We start from the raw sequence: 18,701 nt of genomic DNA, 5'->3' as shown, positions 1-18,701 counted from the left end.
GGGCGTCTTGAGCACCAGCTCGTACTCGAACAGGCGGTTGACGCCTTCATGGCCCGACAGGCGCACCGGCTCCAGGGCGGGCTGGCCCAGGAACACGGGCAGGCCCGGGCCTTGTATGCGCAAGGTATGAGATGTCAGCATCGGAAGTACCTTCTTCTTTCACGCGGAGTGAGTGACCGGACTTGGCGGCGCCTACTTGTTGCGCACACCCCAAAGCTCCAGACGCAGGCCCGGGAATTCGCCAGCCACGTGCATCGCCAGTCCGCCAGACTTGAGCAGCTGTTCCCACAGTGGGCCGCGTTGCTGAAGCTCGAAGTACACGAACCCGGCGTTGAATGGAATCTGGCGCGGCGGCACCGGCAGCGTCTGCAACACGATGCCGGGCAGATTGGAGCGAATGATGTCGGCGAGCCGATCGCTTGGGCCCACCTTGGTCCGGGCCGGAAACTGCTGGGCAAGCTGGTCGGGCGGCATGTGGCCTGCAACGGCAAAGACGAGGCTGGCGTAGCCCTGCAACTCGGCTGGGTCGATGCTGGCCAGACGTACGCCGTTCGCGCGCTCGGTTACCGCGATGTTCTGAGCGCTGCGCACCAGCACGTCGTTGAGCAGCATCTGCACGTCGGCAACAAGTTCGCGGAACGAAGCGTATGGGTTGACGTGCTGGTAAGGGGGGTGCTGCCGCGGCCTGCGGGTACTGGCCCGCACGTAGGTCGACAGCTCGCTGGCCAGCTGACGCAGTGCGGTGTACACATGCTCCGGCGACGTCTCGCCAGCCAGCAGCCAGTGGCTGAGGAGCGGCTCATAGCGATTGAGCACCTGTAGCAGCAGGAAGTCCGACACTTCTGCCGCTTCGGTCGACTTGCCATCGTTGCCGCTCAGTCGATTGGCCAGCGATTCGGCTCGCAGCTTGCACAGCCCATGGAGGTTGTTCACCCAATCCTTGAGCAGGGTGCTGGCCGCAAAGCCGCTGACCGGCGGAATGAGGTTGTGATCAATGGCGATGCTGCCGTCGGAGCGCAGGGAGGTCACGCGTGCGATGGGCAGCCCGATCCAGGCATCGGTGAGCTCGCGTTCTGGCAACAACCGAAGGCGCAGTCGCGACAGCTGCACCGGCTTGGGCCCTTGGCCCACGGAGTTGGCATCGCGCAGTTCATGCTCGAAGACACCGTAGCGGGCAAGCGATGCGCCCGCCGCGCCATGGCCGTCGTCGAAGGTGGTTTCTTCACTATTGGGCGCGCGAATGGGCACGGCCAGATGGATGATCTGCTCCAGGTGCTCGGGCAGGATCGTCAGGGGGGAGGGCGGCCGCGTCTGTCCAGGCGTGTCGAAGGGGGTGCCGTCAGAAAAGATGCCCGATGCACTCGCAACGACCAGTTTGCCCAGTGCCAGCGATTCGGTGTCGATCGCGAACTGCGTGAAGCCCCAGAAGAACTGGCCAAGCGCCAAGGCGCGCTTGTGCGCATAGTGCTCGAGGTAGCGCTCCTGCTGCTGGAACAGTTGCGGGCGAAGAAACTGACCTTCGCTCCAGGTGATCTTGTTGAACCAGCTCATGTGTTGTCGTTTGGGAAGAGTGCAGTGGTTGAGGCTCAGGGGATCGGCGTCACCTGGACGGCCTTTTCCTGGACCTGAACGTCGAGCTTCATCTTGTTGTTGGGCACCACGGTGCGGTACCAGGCCGCCTCGGGCGCGACGGGCGCCTTCTGAACGACTCGCCACACGGCATGCGGAAGATCGCGGTAGCCGGCCAGTACACCGACGGCCCGCATGTTGGGATTGGACGCGCGGCGTATGACCTGCTGGTCGCCCGGTCGCATGATGAATTCGTCCTTGGCGAGCATGTCTTCGCCCAGAACCTTCTTGTCGTCCTTGTTGAGCGAGTAGTAGTCCGCGTTCTCGAAATTGGTGAGCGAACGAAGCTCGTAGAGCCAACGCTGCATCTCCTCGCGCTCCTTGAACGAACCGATCTTGTCGCGCACGATGCACTTGAGGTAGTGCGCAAAGCGGGTGCTGGCGAACAGGTAGGGCAGACGTGCCGACAGGTTGGCATTGGCCGTTGCGTCGGGGTCGGTGTATTCCTGCGGGCGCTGCAGTGATTGCGCGCCGATGAAAGCCGCGTGGTCGCTGTTCTTGCGATGCACCAACGGGATCAGGCCGGTCTTGGCGAGCTCCGCTTCGCGGCGATCGGAAATGGCGATCTCGGTCGGGCATTTCATGTCGAAGCCGCCGTCATCGGTCGGAAAGGTGTGGCAGGGCAGGCGCTCGACCGAGCCGCCCGATTCGACGCCGCGAATCATGGTGCACCAGCCGTATTCCTTGAAGCTGCGGTTGATGTTGACCGCCATGGCGTAGGCGGCGTTGTTCCAAACGTACTTCTTGTGATCGGCGCCTTCGGTCTCTTCCTCGAAGTTGAACTCGTCGACCGGATTGGTCTTGACGCCATAGGGCAGACGAGCGAGGAAGCGCGGCATCGCCAGGCCCAGGTAGCGCGCGTCTTCGGTGTCGCGCAGCGAGTTCCAGGGGGCATGCTCCAGGTTGGAGGTGATCTTGGTCAGATCGCGTGGATTTGCCAGTTCCTGCCACGAGTCCATGCCCAGCAGGGCGGGGTTGGCGCCGGTGATGAAGGGCGAGTGCGCTGCCGCGGAGACCTTTCCGATGGCGCCCAGGAGTTCGACGTCGGGAGGCGTGTGGTCGAAGAAATAGTCGGCGACCAGACAGCCGTAGGGCTCGCCGCCGAGTTGGCCGTATTCCTCTTCGTAGACGCGCTTGAAGATTGGGCTTTGGTCCCATGCGATGCCACGGTGGCGGCGCATCGTGCGGCGCAGCTCGTCCTTGGACAGGTCCATGAAGCGGATCTTGAGCTTCTCGTCAGTCTCGGTATTTGAGACCAGGTGATGCAGCCCGCGCCACGCGGATTCGATCTTCTGGAACTCTTCTTGGTGAAGCACCAGGTTGATCTGCTCGGAGAGCTTTCGATCGATCTCGGCAATGATGGCTTCGATGCTCGCATAGGCATCGTCGCTCATGGTCGAAGCCGAAGCCAGGGCCTGCTCAGCGAGCGTGCGGACCGCTGCCTCGACAGCTGCGCGAGCCTCCGTCGTCTTGGGCTTGAACTCCTTGTCGAGCAAGGAGGCGAAATCGTTGACGCCAAGAGCTTGTTGCGAGGCAGGCGCAGGGCGTTCGGTGGTGATGGAACTCATTGGATGGATGACCAGTGCGTTGGATGGAACGGAGCTTTTCTTCAGGCGGTGGGGCTGGAGTCGCCGGCGGCGTTGCCGTCGACATCGGCCGCGGCGGGCTTGGGCTGGGCGGCGAGCGTCTGCATGAGCGACGGGTCTTGCATCAGTTGGTTGATCAGGCTTTCCGCGCCTGCCTTGCCGTCCATGTAGGTCTGCAGGTTTGACAACTGGGTACGCGCTTCGAGCAATTGGCGCAGCGGCTCCACCTTGCGCGCGACGGCGGCCGGAGAGAAGTCATCGATGCTTTCGAACGTGATGTCGACCATCAATTGGCCAGAGTCGCTGAGCGTGTTGGGCACCGCGAAGGCGACGCGAGGATGGATGGCCTTCATTCGTTCGTCGAAGTTGTCGATGTCGATATCGAGGAACTTGCGATCGGCAACGGCGGTTGGCGGTACCGTCGACTTTCCGGAAAGATCGGCAAGCACACCCATCACGAAGGGCAGTTCGATCTTCTTTTCGGAGCCGTAAATCTCGACGTCGTATTCGATCTGGACGCGTGGCGCCCTGTTGCGGGCGATGAATTTCTGGCTGCTGTTGTTGCTCATGTCAGGTTGAGGAACTCGGGATAAAAGGATGGTAGGAGCGACTGCATCCGCCTACTGGATTGCAATGGCGCGATGCGGAGGTTCAGAGACGGCGATTCATTCATGGGCGACGTGGCTGGTAGAACGGTCTCCTTCGGCATGTGGCGGCGGCGCGCTGGCCACACACATGGCGTATCGCCGCAGCATTTGGTTGAAATCCGCCATTTCAAACTAATTGGTAAAGGTTGATGAATTGGCGATCCAAATATTCTTTGTAAAATACTATTGTCTTTTGTGGGGCAAATGACATGTTCTTAGATTAGAGCCTGAGATGGAAAGTTGGACCTATTAAAACTGGACGGCTTTGCGCATTTTTGGCCTGTTGGCGGTCGAAACTATAGCGCTGGATGCCCATCGAGATTTGTGATGCAATTACCTCCAATAGTTAATTGAAGTATGTAGTTTCAATTGATGGAAAACATACTCAATGAAAATTGAATTGCATTGATATTTGCTGGGCAAAATTGGCTCGACCCGATGGGCTCGACGAGCGCGCGCCGAAGCACTCCAGCCTTGAGCTGAAATTCGAGGAGCGGGGAGGGAAAGAGAGGCGACTGCCTGTGCGATCGAAACGAGTTCGTCAGGCTGCGATTGAACGGACGTGAGGGCGCGCGAGCATTGCGCTTCGCTCTTGCCGCTTGGCATGTTTTGCCGTCCCCTGCGCCTGGGAGGCAGCGCGCCAAACAGAAAAGCCCCAGCAGCAAGGCTACTGGGGCTGTCTTTTTCTATGGTTTGTTCTGTGGCGGAGCAGGCGGGATTCGAACCCGCGGTGGGCTATTAACCCACACACGCTTTCCAGGCGTGCGACTTAAACCACTCATCCACCGCTCCGAAGCCCTCCATTGTAGCGCGGCGCGAGCGCGTTTCGGTTCGGCGATCAGGAATTTGAAGGCGTTGGCTTGCCGGACTGAACCATGCGCATTGCCGACGCGATCAGCGCTGCGGTTTCGGTCATGTTGCTGGGCACGATCAGGGTGGATGTCGCATCGGCGGCCACCTTGCTGTACGCATCGACGGCGCGCTCTGCGACCTTCAGTTGCACCGCTTGTTCTCCACCGGGCTGCCGGATGGCCGCGGCAATGCGTTCGATGGCAATGGCAGTCGCTTCAGCCACGGCGGCAATGGCTGCCGCCTCGCCCTGTGCGTTGTTGATCTGAGCCTGCTTCTCGCCTTCGGAGCGTGCGATGTAGGCCTCGCGCTCTCCAGCGGCGATGTTGATCTGCTCCTGCTTGCGGCCTTCGGAGGCAGCGATGAGGGCGCGCTTCTCGCGCTCCGCGGTGATCTGCCTCTGCATGGAATGGAGGATTTCCTTGGGCGGGGTCAGGTCCTTGATCTCGTAGCGCAGGACCTTGACCCCCCAGTTGAGCGCGGCCTCGTCGATGGCGGCCACCACCTGGGCGTTGATCACGTCGCGCTCTTCGAAAGTCTTGTCCAACTCCAGCTTGCCGATCACGCTGCGCAAGGATGTCTGGGCGAGTTGGGTGACGGCGACGATGTAGTTCGAACTGCCGTAGCTCGCCCGCATGGGGTCCGTCACTTGGAAGTAGAGGATGCCGTCGACTTGAAGCTGGGTGTTGTCGCGGGTGATGCACACCTGGCTGGGCACGTCCAACGGAATTTCCTTGAGGCTGTGCTTGTAGGCGACCTTGTCGATGAACGGGATGAGAAAGTTGGCCCCCGGCGTCATGGTGCCGTGGTATTTGCCCAGCCGCTCCCGTACCCAGGCATGCTGCTGCGGCACGAACTTGACGGATTGGCTGATGAAGATGACGGCAATGACAAGAATGACTGCTGCGACTTCCATGATGCTCTTGGCTCTCCTCGCTGAATGGGGTGGTGTGCTTGGCGAGGCAGGATAGCGGATCAGACGTGATCCACCACCAGACGATTGCCGACGACTTCCGCCACTCGGTGCGCTCCCGTCGCCGTCGCGACGCCAGCGCGGGCCACCGCGGTCCACTGCGCGCCCCGATAGCGCACACTGGCTGTTCCGTCAGCGTTCCATGCGTCGATCATGACCTGCTCGCCGATGTCCAGGTTGACGTTGCGATTGGCGGCGGTGGGCGGGTCGGCCGGGCTGCGACGACGTGCCAGGTACCAGGCCAGCACTGAACTCGCGCCCACCACGGCCGCGACGACCAGTTGGACCTGCAGGCTCGCTCCGGCGTGGGCTGCGATGGCCGCGGCGGCGAATCCCGCGCCAAGCAGCAGTAGGTAGATGGTTCCGGAAACCAGCTCCAGGACGATGGCGCCGCCCGCGATCAGCCACCAGATGGTCGAATGAGTCATGAGAAGGCCCCCATTTCCTGATAGATATGAAGGGGATTCTGCGTCAAAAGCTGTCCCGCACTTGTCGTTGGTATTCCGTACACTCACGCCCTCGTTGCTGCCCCATTTGCCTCCGGAGCCCGATCGACATGAAATTCCGTTTTCCCATCGTCATCATCGACGAAGACTACCGCTCCGAGAACACCTCGGGCCTGGGCATTCGCGCCCTCGCGACGGCGATCGAATCCGAGGGCTTCGAAGTACTCGGCGTCACCAGCTATGGCGACCTGAGCCAGTTTGCCCAGCAGCAAAGCCGTGCCAGCGCCTTCATCCTGTCGATCGACGACGAAGAGTTCAGTGTCGGCCAGGGGCTGGACCCGGCCGTTCTCAGCCTGCGCAGCTTCATCGAGGAAGTGCGCCGCAAGAATGCGGACGTGCCGATCTACATCTACGGCGAGACCAAGACCAGTCGCCACCTGCCCAACGACATCCTGCGCGAGCTGCATGGTTTCATCCACATGTTCGAGGACACGCCGGAGTTCGTGGCGCGCCACATCATCCGCGAAGCAAAAAGCTATCTCGAGACGGTGCAGCCGCCGTTCTTCAAGGCGCTGATCGACTATGCGGAAGACGGCTCCTATTCCTGGCACTGTCCCGGCCATTCGGGCGGCGTGGCCTTCCTCAAGAGCCCGATCGGCCAGATGTTCCACCAGTTCTTCGGCGAGAACATGCTGCGCGCCGACGTGTGCAACGCGGTCGAGGAGCTCGGTCAACTGCTCGACCACACCGGTCCTGTGGCGGCCAGCGAGCGCAACGCCGCACGCATCTTCAATGCCGACCACTGCTTCTTCGTCACCAACGGCACCTCCACGTCCAACAAGATGGTCTGGCATCACACGGTGGCGCCGGACGACGTGGTGGTGGTGGACCGCAATTGCCACAAGTCCATACTGCACGCCATCATCATGACCGGAGCCATTCCGGTGTTCATGAAGCCGACGCGTAACCACTTCGGCATCATCGGCCCGATTCCCAAGAGCGAGTTCGAGCCGTCAGCCATCAAGGCGAAGATCCGGGCCAACCCGCTGCTGGCGCACGTCGATGCGGACAAGGTCAAGCCGCGCGTGATGACGCTCACGCAGTCGACCTACGACGGCGTGCTCTACAACACCGAAACCATCAAGAAGATGCAGGACGGCTACGTCGACACGCTGCACTTCGACGAGGCCTGGCTGCCTCACGCCGCTTTCCATCCCTTCTATGGCACCTACCACGCCATGGGCAAGCGCCGCGAGCGGCCGAAGGAGTCGCTGGTTTTCGCAACGCAATCGACGCACAAACTGCTGGCGGGCATCAGCCAGGCCAGTCATGTGCTGGTGCAGGATTCGCAGAACCGTCAGCTCGATCGGGACTTGTTCAACGAGGCTTACTTGATGCACTCGTCCACGAGTCCGCAGTACGCGATCATCGCCAGCTGCGACGTGGCCGCAGCCATGATGGAGCCGCCGGGCGGCACTGCACTCGTGGAAGAAAGCATCCTCGAGGCGCTGGACTTCCGCCGCGCCATGCGCAAGGTGGAAGAAGAGTTCGGCAAGGACGAGTGGTGGTTCAAGGTGTGGGGGCCGGAAGAGCTCGTGGAAGAGGGCATCGGCCGCGCTGACGACTGGATCATCAAGGGCGAAGCGCGCACCGCCAAGTGGCACGGCTTCGGCAATCTTGCCGACGGCTTCAACATGCTCGACCCGATCAAGTCGACCGTGGTCACGCCCGGGCTGGACCTGAAGGGCAAGTTCGCGACCACCGGCATCCCGGCGAGCATCGTCACGAAGTTCCTGGCCGAGCACGGTGTGATCGTGGAGAAGACTGGGCTGTACAGCTTCTTCATCATGTTCACCATCGGCATCACCAAGGGCCGCTGGAACACGCTGCTGACGGCGCTGCAGCAGTTCAAGGACGACTACGCGCGCAACCAGCCCATGTGGCGGATCATGCCGGAGTTCTGCCAGCATCATCCGCGCTATGAGCGCATGGGGCTGCGCGACTTGTGCCACCGCGTTCACGAGATGTATGCCAAGTACGACATCGCTCGTTTGACGACGGAGATGTACCTGTCTGATCTGACGCCGGCCATGAAGCCCAGCGACGCCTATGCGCACATTGCGCACCGCAAGACCGAGCGGGTCGAGATCGACGAGTTGGAAGGGCGCATCACCACGAGCCTGATCACGCCGTATCCGCCGGGCATTCCGCTGTTGATTCCGGGCGAGGTGTTCAACAAGAAGATCGTCGACTACCTCAAGTTCGCGCGCCAGTTCAACCTGGAGTGCCCGGGGTTCGAGACCGACATCCACGGCCTCGTGGTCAAGACCGACGAGGCGGGCAACAAGCGCTACTTTGCCGACTGCGTACGTTCGGCGGGATGAATCTGTGCCGTGCGCGGCGTCAGCCCAGGCGCAGGGTCATGACGCCGGCCAGCACGATGAGCGTGCCCATGGCGCGCTGCCAGCCGAAGCTTTCGCGCAAAAGCAAGGTGCCAATCACGGCGGCGAATAGCACCGAGGTCTCGCGCAAGGCGGCCACCACGGCGACAGGGGCGCGCGTCATCGCCCACAGCGCGATGCCGTAGCTGCCCAGCGAGGCAATGGTGCCCATCAGGGCAACGGGCCAACGTGTGCGCATGTAGGCCAGTGCTTCAAGCCGTCGACCCGGCCGGCGCCACAGCACCAGCAGCAGGAACGGAAGGCCGTCGACCAGGAACAGGGCGGCCACATAGGCCACGGCGTCACCTGCCAAGCGCACGCCGATGCCATCGATCACCGTATACAGCGCAATGATGACGGCATTGGCCAGGGCGAACGCCAAGGCCTTACCACGATGCGCCCCCGCGACATGCATGGCCGAACGGGTCAGCCCCAATATGACCACGCCAACGCAGAGCACCGCGATCCCCGCCCAGGCCCTGTTGGACAGCCCTTCGCCAACCAGGCCGAGGCTGCCGAGCGCGACGAGCATGGGCGCGCAGCCGCGCATGAGCGGGTAGGTCAGGCCCAGATCGCCGTACTTGTAGGCGCCTGCAAGAGCCACGTAGTAGCCCAGGTGGATCACGAGTGAAGCGGCCACGTACGGCCAGGCCGCGGCATTCGGCAGCCCGCTGTGGATCAGCAAAGGCAAGGCGATGAAAAAACCGAGGCTGTGCACCAGCGCGGTGTCGAGCGCCTTGTCCTTGCCTGCCTTGATGAATGCGTTCCAACTGGCGTGGAGCAGGGCGGCGAACAAGACGGCAAGAAGGACCGGGAGGCTCACGGCAGGTCGACTCCCCTCGCGAAGTCAAGGTCGCGACTCAACATGGGCGGGTGGCGCTTGTCTACGACGAGCAACGGCAACATGTTCAGCCCAGATCGGGCCGCTCGCGAAGAAATCGCGCAAAGCGCGGCAACCCGCCGCTGGTGAGGCCATTGAATCGGTAGCTCACCCAACTGCCCGGCGGGGGAGGCGCTTCGCGCTGCGCGTCGGTGAATCCGCTGCCCAGCTTGAATCGCTTTCCGTCGCGCGTTTCGACCAGCAATGCGCCCATGCGATGGGCGTGGCGTCCCTTTCCGGGCAGGTGTGCGATCACCCGGGCGTCGGCATCGTCGTAGGGTTTGAACTTCAACAGGTCATCACTGCGCCCAACGCGATACAGCGAACTACCGCGGTGAAGCATCAAGCCCTCGCCACCGCCTTTGACGGTGCGATCGAGCAAGGCCTGAAGCTCTGCGGCAGTGCCCGCACGCTGTTGCGGAACCGGAACAAGCCAAGGCGTCGCCGGGATCGGCAGCAGACGGCGCAGCTTTTCGAGTCGGTGGTTGAAGTCGCCGGGCTCGGCGGGCAGGTCGAACACCATGAAGCGCAGCTCGCGCCAATCGGCGTCGCGGGCGGAAGCGCTCCGCACAGTGGCGACGGCGAACGAAAACTTGCCCCGGCCTGCCCAAAGTTCGCCATCCATGGGAACCGTGGGCCAACCCGCGACGAACCAGGCAGGCGGCGTGATGACCTCGCCGCCGCGAAGGCGCAACTTCTGGCCATCCCAGTAGCCTCGAACACCATCGTATTTTTCGCTGACCCAGAAGTCGTCCAGCGGCATGCCGGGGCGATAGACCTCGGCAAGCGCCAGCGGGGGCGCGTCGGCAGCAAAAGCAAAGGGAGCGGGCAGGCAGCCGAGCAGCGCGGCTGCAAGCAGCAATCGACGTTTCAAGCGCAGAGCGGAAAGTTGGGTTCGTACTTATTCGGCCATGCCGCCGACCACTTGGCTGAAGCCGCCGTCGACGTAGGTGATCTCGGCCGAGACACCGCTGGACAAGTCCGACAGAAGGAAGGCGGCCACGTTGCCGACTTCTTCGATGGTCACGTTGCGGCGGATCGGCGCCACGCCAGCCACCGCGGCGAGCATCTTGCCGAAGCCCTTGATGCCGCTGGCGGCCAGGGTCTTGATGGGGCCCGCGCTGATGCCGTTGACGCGAATGCCTTTCGGTCCGAGCGACTCGGCGGTGTAGCGCACGGAGGCCTCGAGCGATGCCTTGGCCAGGCCCATCGTGTTGTAGTTGGGCAGCGCGCGTTCGGCTCCCAAGTAGGTCAGCGTCAGCAACGCAGACTTGTCGTTCAGATAGGGCAGGGCCGCCTTGGCCATCGCTGGAAAACTGTAGGCGCTGATGTCGTGCGCCATACGAAAACCTTCGCGCGAGAGGCCTTCGAGGAAGTCGCCGGCGATGGCTTCACGTGGTGCAAAGCCGATGCTGTGCACGAAGCCGTCGAACTTGGGCCAGGTCTGCGCAAGGTCGGCGAAGAGCTTGTCGATCTGCGCGTCGTCGCTCACGTCGCAATCGAACACCAGCTTGGAATCGAAGTCTGCGGCGAATTCGGTGATGCGCTCCTTGAAGCGCTCACCCACGTAGCTGAATGCCAGCTCGGCGCCTTGCTCGTGGCAGGCCTTGGCGATGCCGTAGGCAATGGAGCGGTTGCTCAGCACGCCGGTGATCAGCAGTTTTTTTCCGGCAAGGAATCCCATGGCAGTGTCCTTCGAATGTGGGTCGTGAATTTTCTTGGGCAGAATTCTCGCATGCGAGCATGTTGGCTACTGGCTTTCGCCCTCTGGGCGCCCCCGCTTTGGGCGGCACACGCGTATGCGCAGTTCGGCGACATCAAGTACCCGCCGGGCTTCACGCATTTCGACTATGTGAACCCCGACGCGCCCAAGGGCGGCGAGATCAGGATGGTGCCGCCCACCCGGCCCACCAACTTCGACAAGTTCAACCCCTTCACGCTCAAGGGCACGGCGCCCTACGGCATGGGGCAGTTGATGTTCGAGAGCCTGCTGGTCGGCAACAGCGAAGAGGCGACGACCGCTTATGGCCTGTTGGCCGATGATGTGCAGGTGCCGCCCGATGGCCTCTCGGCCACTTTCCGGCTCAATCCGAAGGCCCGCTTTCAGGACGGCAGCCCGGTGCTTGCCGCCGACGTGGTGCATTCCTTTCGCACCCTGATGAGCAAAGAGGCGGCGCCCCAGTTTCGCAGCATCTACGCCGAGGTGAAGGATGTGGTGGCCACGGGCGAGCGGACCGTGCGCTTCACCTTCGCGCAGCCGAACCGGGAACTGCCGCTGGTGGTGGGGGGCATGCCCGTCTTCAGCCGCAATTGGGGCGCGGGCAAGCCCTTCGATCAGGTGACGACCGAAGTGCCCATCGTCTCCGGACCCTACAAGCTTGCCAACAACCGTCTTGGGCGCGACGTGAGCTACGTGCGCGATCCGTCCTACTGGGGCGCGGAGTTGCCCGTCCGCCGCGGACAGTTCAACTTCGACCGCGTCAGCTTCAAGATCTACCTTGACGAGACCAGTCGCTTCGAAGGCCTCAAGGCCGGCGAGTACGACTTCATGCGCGAATTCATCTCGCGCAACTGGGCCCGCCAATACAAGGGCCGCGTGTTCGACTCCGGCGAAGTGGTCAAGCGCGCCTTTCCGAACGGCAATCCGGGTGACTACCAGGGCTTCGTCTTCAATCTGCGAAACGACAAGTTCAAGGACGTGCGGGTGCGGCAGGCCATCGGCCTCGCATTCGACTTCGAGTGGCTCAACCGCCAGATGTTCTACGGCCTGTACAAGCGGGTGGAGGGCTGGTTCCCGAACAGCGAGTTCCATGCCGAGGGGCTGCCTGGGCCCGATGAGCTGGCGCTGATGGAGCCGCTTCGCGCGAAGCTTTCGCCAGACGTGTTCGGGCCGGCTGTCAGATCGCCGACTACCGCGCCGCCGGGCAGCCTGCGGCAGAACCTGCGCGCCGCACGAGAGTTGCTGGCACAGGCGGGCTGGACATATCGCGACGGCGCCTTGCGCAATGACAAGGGCGAGGCGTTCACGATCGAGGTGCTGAACGACCAGCCCTCGACCATCCGCGTGATGGCGCCCCTGCAGACTTCGCTGCGCAAGCTGGGCATCGACATGAGCTTTCGCAGCGTGGACTTTTCGCTGGCGCAGCAGCGCATGGACAACTTCGATTTCGAGATGACGACCATCCGCATTCCCGGCACCACCGCTCCGGGCAGCGAGTTGATCGACCGCTTGGGTTCGCAGGCGGCCAAGACGCCCGGTTCGTCGAACATCTGGGGCATTGCCGATCCGGCGGTCGACGCCATCGTCGCCAAGGTGCTGTCGGCCAAGAGCCGGCCCGAGTTGGTCACGGCCATGCGGGTGCTGGACCGGCTGCTCTCGCATGGCCACTACGGCATTCCGCAGTACTACGGCGACGCGTTCTTCATCGGCTATCGGCCTGCGCCCTTCGTCCTGCCTGCCACGATCCCGCCTTACTACGACGCGGGCAACTGGGCCGTCTCCACCTGGTGGGCGTCGCCCTCGAACAAATAGAAGAGTCCCATCATGTCCAGCTACATTTTCAAGCGGTTGCTGCTCATGCTGCCCACGCTTTTCGGCGTGATGCTCGTGACCTTCGCGGTGATCCAGTTCGTGCCCGGCGGGCCGGTCGAGCAGATGGTGGCCCAACTGCAAGGCCGCGATGCCGGAGGGGAGGGCGCGGCGGCCAGTGGCGCCGGCTACCGCGGCCGGCAGGGCCTCGATCCCAAGCGCATCGAGGAGATCCGCGCGCTCTACGGCTTCGACAAGCCAGCGCCGCAGCGCTTCTGGGAAATGATGAAGTCCTTTGCCCGTCTGGATCTGGGGCGCAGCTTTTATCAGCACAAGGACGTGTGGGACCTGATCAAGGAGAAGCTGCCCGTCTCCATCAGCCTGGGCCTGTGGACCTTCTTCATCAGCTACCTGGTGGCGGTGCCGCTGGGCATCGCCAAGGCCGTGCGGGCTGGATCGCGCTTCGATGTCGTGACCACGCTGCTGGTGCTGGTGGGCTATGCAATCCCGGGTTTCGTGCTGGGGGTGGCCCTGCTGGTGGTCTTCGGCGGCCAACTGCAATGGTTCCCGTTGCGCGGGCTGACCTCGCCCAACTGGGAGCAGATGAGTTGGGGAGCGCGGATCGTCGACTACCTCTGGCACATCACGCTGCCGCTCATTGCGATGGTGCTGGGCAGCTTCGCCGTGACCACCATGCTGACCAAGAACTCCTTTCTCGAGGAGATCCGCAAGCAATACGTCCTGACCGCGCGAGCCAAGGGGCTCGACGAACGCAAAGTGCTCTGGAAGCATGTGATGCGCAATGCACTCATCCCCATCATCACGGGCTTCCCATCGGCCTTCATCGGCGCATTCTTCGCGGGCTCGTTGCTGATCGAGACGCTGTTCTCGCTCGATGGCCTGGGCCTTCTCAGCTACGAGAGCGTCATCCGGCGGGACTATCCCGTGGTACTGGGTACCTTGTTCCTGTTCACCTTGATCGGACTGTTTACCAAGCTGATTTCCGACTTGAGCTACGTGCTGGTCGATCCGAGGGTGAAGTTTTGAGCGCGCCGATGCCTTTGTCACCGGGTCGGCGTGCATGGCAGCGCTTCCGGCGCAATCGCCTGGGCTTCGTCAGCCTGGTGATTTTCTGCACCCTGGTCATTCTTTCGCTCTTTGCCGAAGTGCTGTCAAGCGATCGGCCGATCGTCGTTCGCTACGAAGGGCAAACCTATTTCCCGGTGCTGCGGGACTATTCCGAGAAAACCTTCGGCGGCGATTTCGAGACTCCCGCGGACTACCTCGATCCGTTCATCCGGGGGCGGATCACTTCTGGAAAGAACTGGGCGGTCTATGCGCCCAACCCTTACGGCCCGCGCACGATCAACTACTTTGCCTCGCAGCCCAACCCGGCCGCGCCTTCGTCAGAGAACCTGCTCGGGACGGACGACCGCGGGCGCGACCTGCTGGCGCAACTCATCTACGGCTTCCGTGTCAGCGTTCTCTTCGCGCTGGCGCTGACCACCATCGGCGTGGTGCTCGGCATCGTTGCGGGGGCTTTGCAGGGTTACTTTGGCGGCAAGGTCGACCTGGTGGCCCAGCGCCTGCTCGAGATCTGGGGCTCGATGCCTGAGCTCTACTTGCTGATCATCTTCAGTGCGGTGTTCGCGCCCAGCGTGGCGCTGCTGCTGATCCTGTTGAGCCTCTTCGGCTGGATGGGGCTGTCGGACTACGTGCGTGCCGAGTTCCTGCGCAATCGGCAGATGGACTATGTGCGCGCCGCCCGGGCATTGGGTGTGGGCAATGTGCGGATCATGTGGCGCCACATCCTGCCCAACAGCATGACGCCGGTCGTCACCTTCCTGCCGTTTCGCATGAGTGCGGCCATCCTGGCGCTCACGTCGCTGGACTTTCTCGGCCTCGGCGTCCCACCCGGCACGCCATCGCTCGGTGAATTGCTCAACCAGGGCAAGGCCAACCTCGATGCCTGGTGGATTTCACTGTCGACCTTCGGCGTTCTGGTGATCACGCTGATGCTCCTGACCTTCATGGGCGACGCCTTGCGCGATGCGCTCGATCCGAGAAAGGCCGAACGGTGACTGCATCCGACGCATACCGCGACGCCGCGCCGTCCGCGCAAGGCCCTTCCGAGACGCCACCCATGCTCCAGGTCCGCGACCTGCGCGTCGCATTTGGCGGCAAAGAGGTTGTGCATGGGGTCGATTTCGACCTGGCGGCTGGCGAAAAGCTGGCGCTGGTCGGGGAGTCCGGGTCGGGCAAGACCGTGACCGCGCTGTCCCTGCTGCGTCTGGTGCCGGACGCACGGGTTGCCGGCAGCGCCTTGTTTGCTCAGGCGTCCTCGCTCGAGAGGGGGAGGGTCGCGGCTTCCCGGGACCTACTTGCCCTGTCCGAACGCGAGTTGCGAGGCGTTCGCGGCAAGGAGATCGCCATGATCTTCCAGGAGCCGATGACGGCGCTCAACCCCCTTTTCAGCGTCGGCGACCAGATTGCCGAGGTCCTGGAGTTGCATGAAGGGTTGTCCGCCGCCGCAGCCCGCGACGCGGCCGTGCAGTTGTTGCACGAAACCGGCATTCCCGAGCCGCAGCGGCGCGCCAATGCTTTCCCGCACCAGTTGTCGGGCGGGCAGCGGCAGCGCGCCATGATCGCCATGGCCCTGGCCTGCAAACCCAGGCTGCTGCTGGCCGATGAACCCACCACTGCGCTGGATGTGACGCTGCGCGCGCAGATCCTCGATCTGCTGGATGCCCTGGCGGAGCGCCACCGCATGTCGGTGCTCCTGATCACGCATGACCTGAACCTCGTCCGACGCTTTGCGGACCGCGTCGCGGTCATGGAAAACGGGCACCTCGTGGAGCAGGGGACTGTGAGTGGCGTTTTCGGTGCGCCGCAGCACCCGTACACCCAACGGCTGATCGACAGCCGGCCTGTTCGGGATGTCGATGCCATCCGGGCGCCGTCCGGCCCTGCCGTGCTCCAGGCCGAGGGCGTGCGGGTGGGCTACCCCATCCCGCGTCCTGGCTTGCGCGGATGGTTCGGCAAGGACGAATTCGTCGCCGTGCATGGTGCGGACCTGCGGATCTTGCCAGGCGAAACCTTGGGCATCGTGGGCGAATCGGGCTCGGGCAAGTCGACATTGGCGCTTGCGGCGCTCGGTCTACTGCCCTTTACCGGTCGCCTGGAAGTTGCGGGTGGCCACTGGCGGGGCGGCGCTGCAGACCGCGGATTGCGACGGCAGGTGCAGGTGGTGTTCCAGGATCCGTTTTCATCGCTCTCGCCGCGCATGACGATCGAGGAGATCGTTGGGGAGGGTCTGTCGGTCCACGAGCCCGCCTTGCCCCCCGAACAGCGGCGGGAGAGGGTGGCCACGGCGCTGGAAGAAGTGGGCATGGCGCCGGCCCAGTTTCCTGGCTTGCTGGCGCGCTATCCGCATGAATTCTCGGGCGGGCAGCGGCAGCGCATCGCCATTGCGAGGGCACTGATCGTCCAGCCCGAACTGCTGGTGCTCGACGAGCCGACCAGCGCGCTCGACGTCACCATCCAGAAGCAGGTTCTCGCCCTTTTGCAACGTCTGCAGCGCGAGCGCGGGCTGAGCTACCTGTTGATCACCCACGACGTGGAGGTGATTCGCGCCATGGCCCATCACGTGCTGGTCATGAAGGACGGACGAATCCTCGAAGCGGGCGAGGTCGATCAGGTGCTCGATGCACCGAAGGACCCCTACACCCAGCGCCTGGTGGAGTCTGCGCTCGATGTCTGATGTTCATCTGGATGCGCGTCGGGGCGCTTGGCGCGCGGCATTGGCCTGCATGGTTTGCCTTGCGGTGGCGATGGGCCTGGGCCGATTCGCCTTCACGCCCGCCTTGCCGCTCATGCTGCACGAGGGAAAGCTGAATCTGCAGGGGGCGGGCCTGTTGGCGTCGCTCAACTATCTGGGGTATTTCGTCGGCGCACTCTCCGCCGCAGCCATCCATGCGGCGCCGCCGCGAATGGTCCGCATCGGCCTGGTTGCCACGGCTGCTTTGCTCGTCGGAATGGGCCTGACGGCGCACTTTCTGGCCTGGGGCGTCATGCGCACGGTTGCCGGTGTGGCGAGCGCCTGGGCTTTCGTCTTCTCGTCCGGTTGGGGTTTGCGGCGGCTGGCGGAAACCGGCAAGCCTGAACTGACCGGCTTCATCTACGCCGGCCCTGGAATCGGCATCCTCGTGGCAGGCCTGGTGGGCGGGCTTGCCGGTACCTGGGGCGCAAATGCCGCCTGGCTGGTTTACGGTGGGCTGGCTGCTGTCTGCAGCGCGGCCGTCTGGCGCATCTTCGATGATCCGCATCCTCCACTGGCCCCGCTGGCCGATGGGCGCGCGACCCCCGCGCCCAAGGCGCTGGCCAGCGCCGCCAGCGATGCTCGCTGGCTGATTGCACTCTATGGCCTCGCGGGGTTCGGCTACATCATCACGGCCACCTTCCTGCCGGTGATCGCCCGACAGGCACTTCCTGGGTCGGCTTGGCCCGATCTGTTCTGGCCGATGTTCGGCCTTGCGGTGATTGTTGGTGCGATCGCTGGCGCGCGGGTGCCGGCGCGCTGGGACAATCGCCTGCTGTTGGCTGCCGGCTATGGCATGCAAGCGCTGGGCGTACTGCTGTCGGTGGTCTGGCCGAGCGTTGTGGGCTTTGCGCTCGGCAGCCTGCTGCTCGGACTGCCTTTCACCGCCATCACCATGTTTGCCATGCGGGATGCGCGCCGCCTGCGCGGCAACAATGCATCCGGGTTGATTGGGCTTTCGACGGCTTCCTATGGCGTGGGCCAGATCCTGGGTCCGTTGTTCGCGGCGCCACTGGCCCAACGCACTGGCAATTTTTCGGTTCCGTTGCTCGTGGCCGCAAGCGTATTGGCGTTTGGTGGCCTCATGTTTGTGTGGGTCTGGCGTCGCCGCGCATTGGAAATGCGCAATTTTTCTGCGAATGTTTTATAATCTGAAGCTCACGACCAAACGGGCGGGTAATCACCGCCCGTTTTTTATTGGTCGACTTCATTTGCCGGCGCGGCGGCCGGCAGGACCCAACAGGATTCAAAGAACGCGTGGCATTGCAGCAAACCGTGGAACAAACCGTGGCCGGGCTCGGCTACGACCTGGTCGAGATCGAGCGCTCGGCTGGCGGATTGCTGCGTGTCACGATCGACCTTCCGTGGGATGCTTCGAGCGCAGAAGGTGATTCGGCCGCGTCTCACCCCATGGTGACGGTCGAGGATTGCGAGAAGGTCACGCGCCAATTGCAGTTTGCGCTGGAAGTTGAAGGTGTCGACTACAAGCGGCTTGAGGTGTCCTCGCCCGGCATCGATCGGCCTTTGCGTCACGAAAAGGATTTCGAGCGTTTTGTCGGCGAGATGATTGACATCACGCTCAAGGCGCCCATTGGTGCGGCTGGCCAAGGCGGCGGCGCTCCGGTGGCTGCGACGCGCAAGAAGTTTCGCGGCACGCTCGAGCGTGCCGATGGCGGTGGTTGGCAAATCGTCTGGAGCGATGCGCCGGCGCCCAAGCCCGGACAGAAAGTGGGTAAGAAGCGAGCAAATGCGCCTGTCGTGCTGCAGGCGCTTGGCTTTTCGCTCGACGAGCTGCGTGAGGCCCGTCTTGCCCCCATCGTGGATTTCAAGGGTCGCAAGGCGCGCGACCAGGAAGCTCACGTCGATGAGTCCGGCCAGGCCACGGCGGAATAGAAGATAGAACC

Annotated in this window: 15 protein-coding genes and 1 tRNA gene; 7 read left to right on the top strand and 9 right to left on the bottom strand. The window is 63.2% G+C overall.

Annotated elements, in window-relative coordinates:
• Positions 1–192 precede the first annotated feature (192 nt).
• From tssK to QTH91_RS22500, 6 genes are all read right to left on the bottom strand, one after another.
• Complete coding sequence (gene tssK / locus QTH91_RS22525) at positions 193–1,551, bottom strand: type VI secretion system baseplate subunit TssK (protein WP_286662399.1); 1,359 nt, start codon at positions 1,549–1,551, stop codon at positions 193–195.
• 35 nt (positions 1,552–1,586) lie between these two features.
• Positions 1,587–3,197, bottom strand: a complete 1,611-nt coding sequence (tssC, locus tag QTH91_RS22520; RefSeq protein ID WP_286662398.1) for a type VI secretion system contractile sheath large subunit — start codon at positions 3,195–3,197, stop codon at positions 1,587–1,589.
• Positions 3,198–3,238: 41 nt separating this feature from the next.
• On the bottom strand, positions 3,239–3,784 hold the full coding sequence (gene tssB, locus QTH91_RS22515) for a type VI secretion system contractile sheath small subunit (RefSeq protein ID WP_286662397.1): 546 nt from the start codon (positions 3,782–3,784) through the stop codon (positions 3,239–3,241).
• A 779-nt stretch (positions 3,785–4,563) separates the two neighbouring features.
• Positions 4,564–4,654 (bottom strand) — tRNA-Ser (locus QTH91_RS22510).
• A 46-nt stretch (positions 4,655–4,700) separates the two neighbouring features.
• Positions 4,701–5,627: an SPFH domain-containing protein gene (locus QTH91_RS22505; protein ID WP_286662396.1), complete on the bottom strand. Its 927-nt coding sequence runs from the start codon at positions 5,625–5,627 to the stop codon at positions 4,701–4,703.
• A 59-nt stretch (positions 5,628–5,686) separates the two neighbouring features.
• The gene (locus QTH91_RS22500; protein ID WP_286662395.1) at positions 5,687–6,112 is read right to left on the bottom strand and encodes an NfeD family protein; all 426 of its coding nucleotides are present in this window, start codon (positions 6,110–6,112) and stop codon (positions 5,687–5,689) included.
• A 128-nt stretch (positions 6,113–6,240) separates the two neighbouring features.
• Here QTH91_RS22500 and QTH91_RS22495 point away from each other — a divergent pair, with 128 nt between their 5' ends.
• Positions 6,241–8,514: an arginine/lysine/ornithine decarboxylase gene (locus QTH91_RS22495; protein WP_286662394.1), complete on the top strand. Its 2,274-nt coding sequence runs from the start codon at positions 6,241–6,243 to the stop codon at positions 8,512–8,514.
• 19 nt (positions 8,515–8,533) lie between these two features.
• Here QTH91_RS22495 and QTH91_RS22490 read toward each other — a convergent pair whose 3' ends face one another.
• From QTH91_RS22490 to fabI, 3 genes are all read right to left on the bottom strand, one after another.
• A complete protein-coding gene (locus tag QTH91_RS22490; protein WP_286662393.1) occupies positions 8,534–9,394 on the bottom strand; it encodes an EamA family transporter in 861 nt (286 codons plus the stop codon).
• Positions 9,395–9,479: 85 nt separating this feature from the next.
• Positions 9,480–10,325 carry a DNA ligase gene (locus QTH91_RS22485; RefSeq protein ID WP_286662392.1) on the bottom strand — a complete coding sequence of 282 codons (846 nt, stop codon included), beginning with the start codon at positions 10,323–10,325 and terminating at the stop codon, positions 9,480–9,482.
• 27 nt (positions 10,326–10,352) lie between these two features.
• A complete protein-coding gene (gene fabI / locus QTH91_RS22480) occupies positions 10,353–11,135 on the bottom strand; it encodes an enoyl-ACP reductase FabI (RefSeq protein ID WP_286662391.1) in 783 nt (260 codons plus the stop codon).
• Positions 11,136–11,186: 51 nt separating this feature from the next.
• Here fabI and QTH91_RS22475 point away from each other — a divergent pair, with 51 nt between their 5' ends.
• The 6 genes from QTH91_RS22475 to rimP all read left to right on the top strand — a co-directional run bounded on the left by QTH91_RS22475 (position 11,187) and on the right by rimP (position 18,690).
• On the top strand, positions 11,187–12,983 hold the full coding sequence (locus QTH91_RS22475) for an extracellular solute-binding protein (protein WP_286662390.1): 1,797 nt from the start codon (positions 11,187–11,189) through the stop codon (positions 12,981–12,983).
• A gap of 12 nt (positions 12,984–12,995) precedes the next feature.
• A complete protein-coding gene (locus QTH91_RS22470; protein WP_286662389.1) occupies positions 12,996–14,027 on the top strand; it encodes a microcin C ABC transporter permease YejB in 1,032 nt (343 codons plus the stop codon).
• An 8-nt stretch (positions 14,028–14,035) separates the two neighbouring features.
• Positions 14,036–15,061: an ABC transporter permease gene (locus QTH91_RS22465; protein WP_286662388.1), complete on the top strand. Its 1,026-nt coding sequence runs from the start codon at positions 14,036–14,038 to the stop codon at positions 15,059–15,061.
• 62 nt (positions 15,062–15,123) lie between these two features.
• Entirely contained in the window at positions 15,124–16,740 is a 1,617-nt protein-coding gene (locus tag QTH91_RS22460; RefSeq protein WP_286662409.1) for an ABC transporter ATP-binding protein, read from the top strand.
• Positions 16,733–17,947 carry a YbfB/YjiJ family MFS transporter gene (locus QTH91_RS22455; protein ID WP_286662387.1) on the top strand — a complete coding sequence of 405 codons (1,215 nt, stop codon included), beginning with the start codon at positions 16,733–16,735 and terminating at the stop codon, positions 17,945–17,947. Before QTH91_RS22460 ends, QTH91_RS22455 begins: the two co-directional genes overlap by 8 nt.
• Positions 17,948–18,054: 107 nt before the next feature.
• Positions 18,055–18,690 (top strand): ribosome maturation factor RimP, encoded by a 636-nt coding sequence (gene rimP, locus QTH91_RS22450; RefSeq protein WP_286662386.1) that lies wholly within the window; start codon positions 18,055–18,057, stop codon positions 18,688–18,690.
• The last annotated feature ends 11 nt before the right edge of the window (positions 18,691–18,701 follow it).

The organism is Variovorax dokdonensis (genome assembly GCF_030316895.1).
GTDB lineage: Bacteria > Pseudomonadota > Gammaproteobacteria > Burkholderiales > Burkholderiaceae_C > Variovorax > Variovorax dokdonensis.
The sequence above is the reverse complement of the archived record's forward strand: the minus strand, read 5'-3'. Positions and strand labels throughout refer to the sequence as shown.

Coding starts and splice junctions, on each gene's coding strand:
- tssK (WP_286662399.1), bottom strand. CDS start 1,551: ATGAGCTGGTTCAACAAGATCACCTGGAGCGAAGGTCAGTTTCTTCGC.
- tssC (WP_286662398.1), bottom strand. CDS start 3,197: ATGAGTTCCATCACCACCGAACGCCCTGCGCCTGCCTCGCAACAAGCT.
- tssB (WP_286662397.1), bottom strand. CDS start 3,784: ATGAGCAACAACAGCAGCCAGAAATTCATCGCCCGCAACAGGGCGCCA.
- QTH91_RS22505 (WP_286662396.1), bottom strand. CDS start 5,627: ATGGAAGTCGCAGCAGTCATTCTTGTCATTGCCGTCATCTTCATCAGC.
- QTH91_RS22500 (WP_286662395.1), bottom strand. CDS start 6,112: ATGACTCATTCGACCATCTGGTGGCTGATCGCGGGCGGCGCCATCGTC.
- QTH91_RS22495 (WP_286662394.1), top strand. CDS start 6,241: ATGAAATTCCGTTTTCCCATCGTCATCATCGACGAAGACTACCGCTCC.
- fabI (WP_286662391.1), bottom strand. CDS start 11,135: ATGGGATTCCTTGCCGGAAAAAAACTGCTGATCACCGGCGTGCTGAGC.
- QTH91_RS22475 (WP_286662390.1), top strand. CDS start 11,187: ATGCGAGCATGTTGGCTACTGGCTTTCGCCCTCTGGGCGCCCCCGCTT.
- QTH91_RS22470 (WP_286662389.1), top strand. CDS start 12,996: ATGTCCAGCTACATTTTCAAGCGGTTGCTGCTCATGCTGCCCACGCTT.
- QTH91_RS22465 (WP_286662388.1), top strand. CDS start 14,036: ATGCCTTTGTCACCGGGTCGGCGTGCATGGCAGCGCTTCCGGCGCAAT.
- QTH91_RS22460 (WP_286662409.1), top strand. CDS start 15,124: ATGCTCCAGGTCCGCGACCTGCGCGTCGCATTTGGCGGCAAAGAGGTT.
- QTH91_RS22455 (WP_286662387.1), top strand. CDS start 16,733: ATGTCTGATGTTCATCTGGATGCGCGTCGGGGCGCTTGGCGCGCGGCA.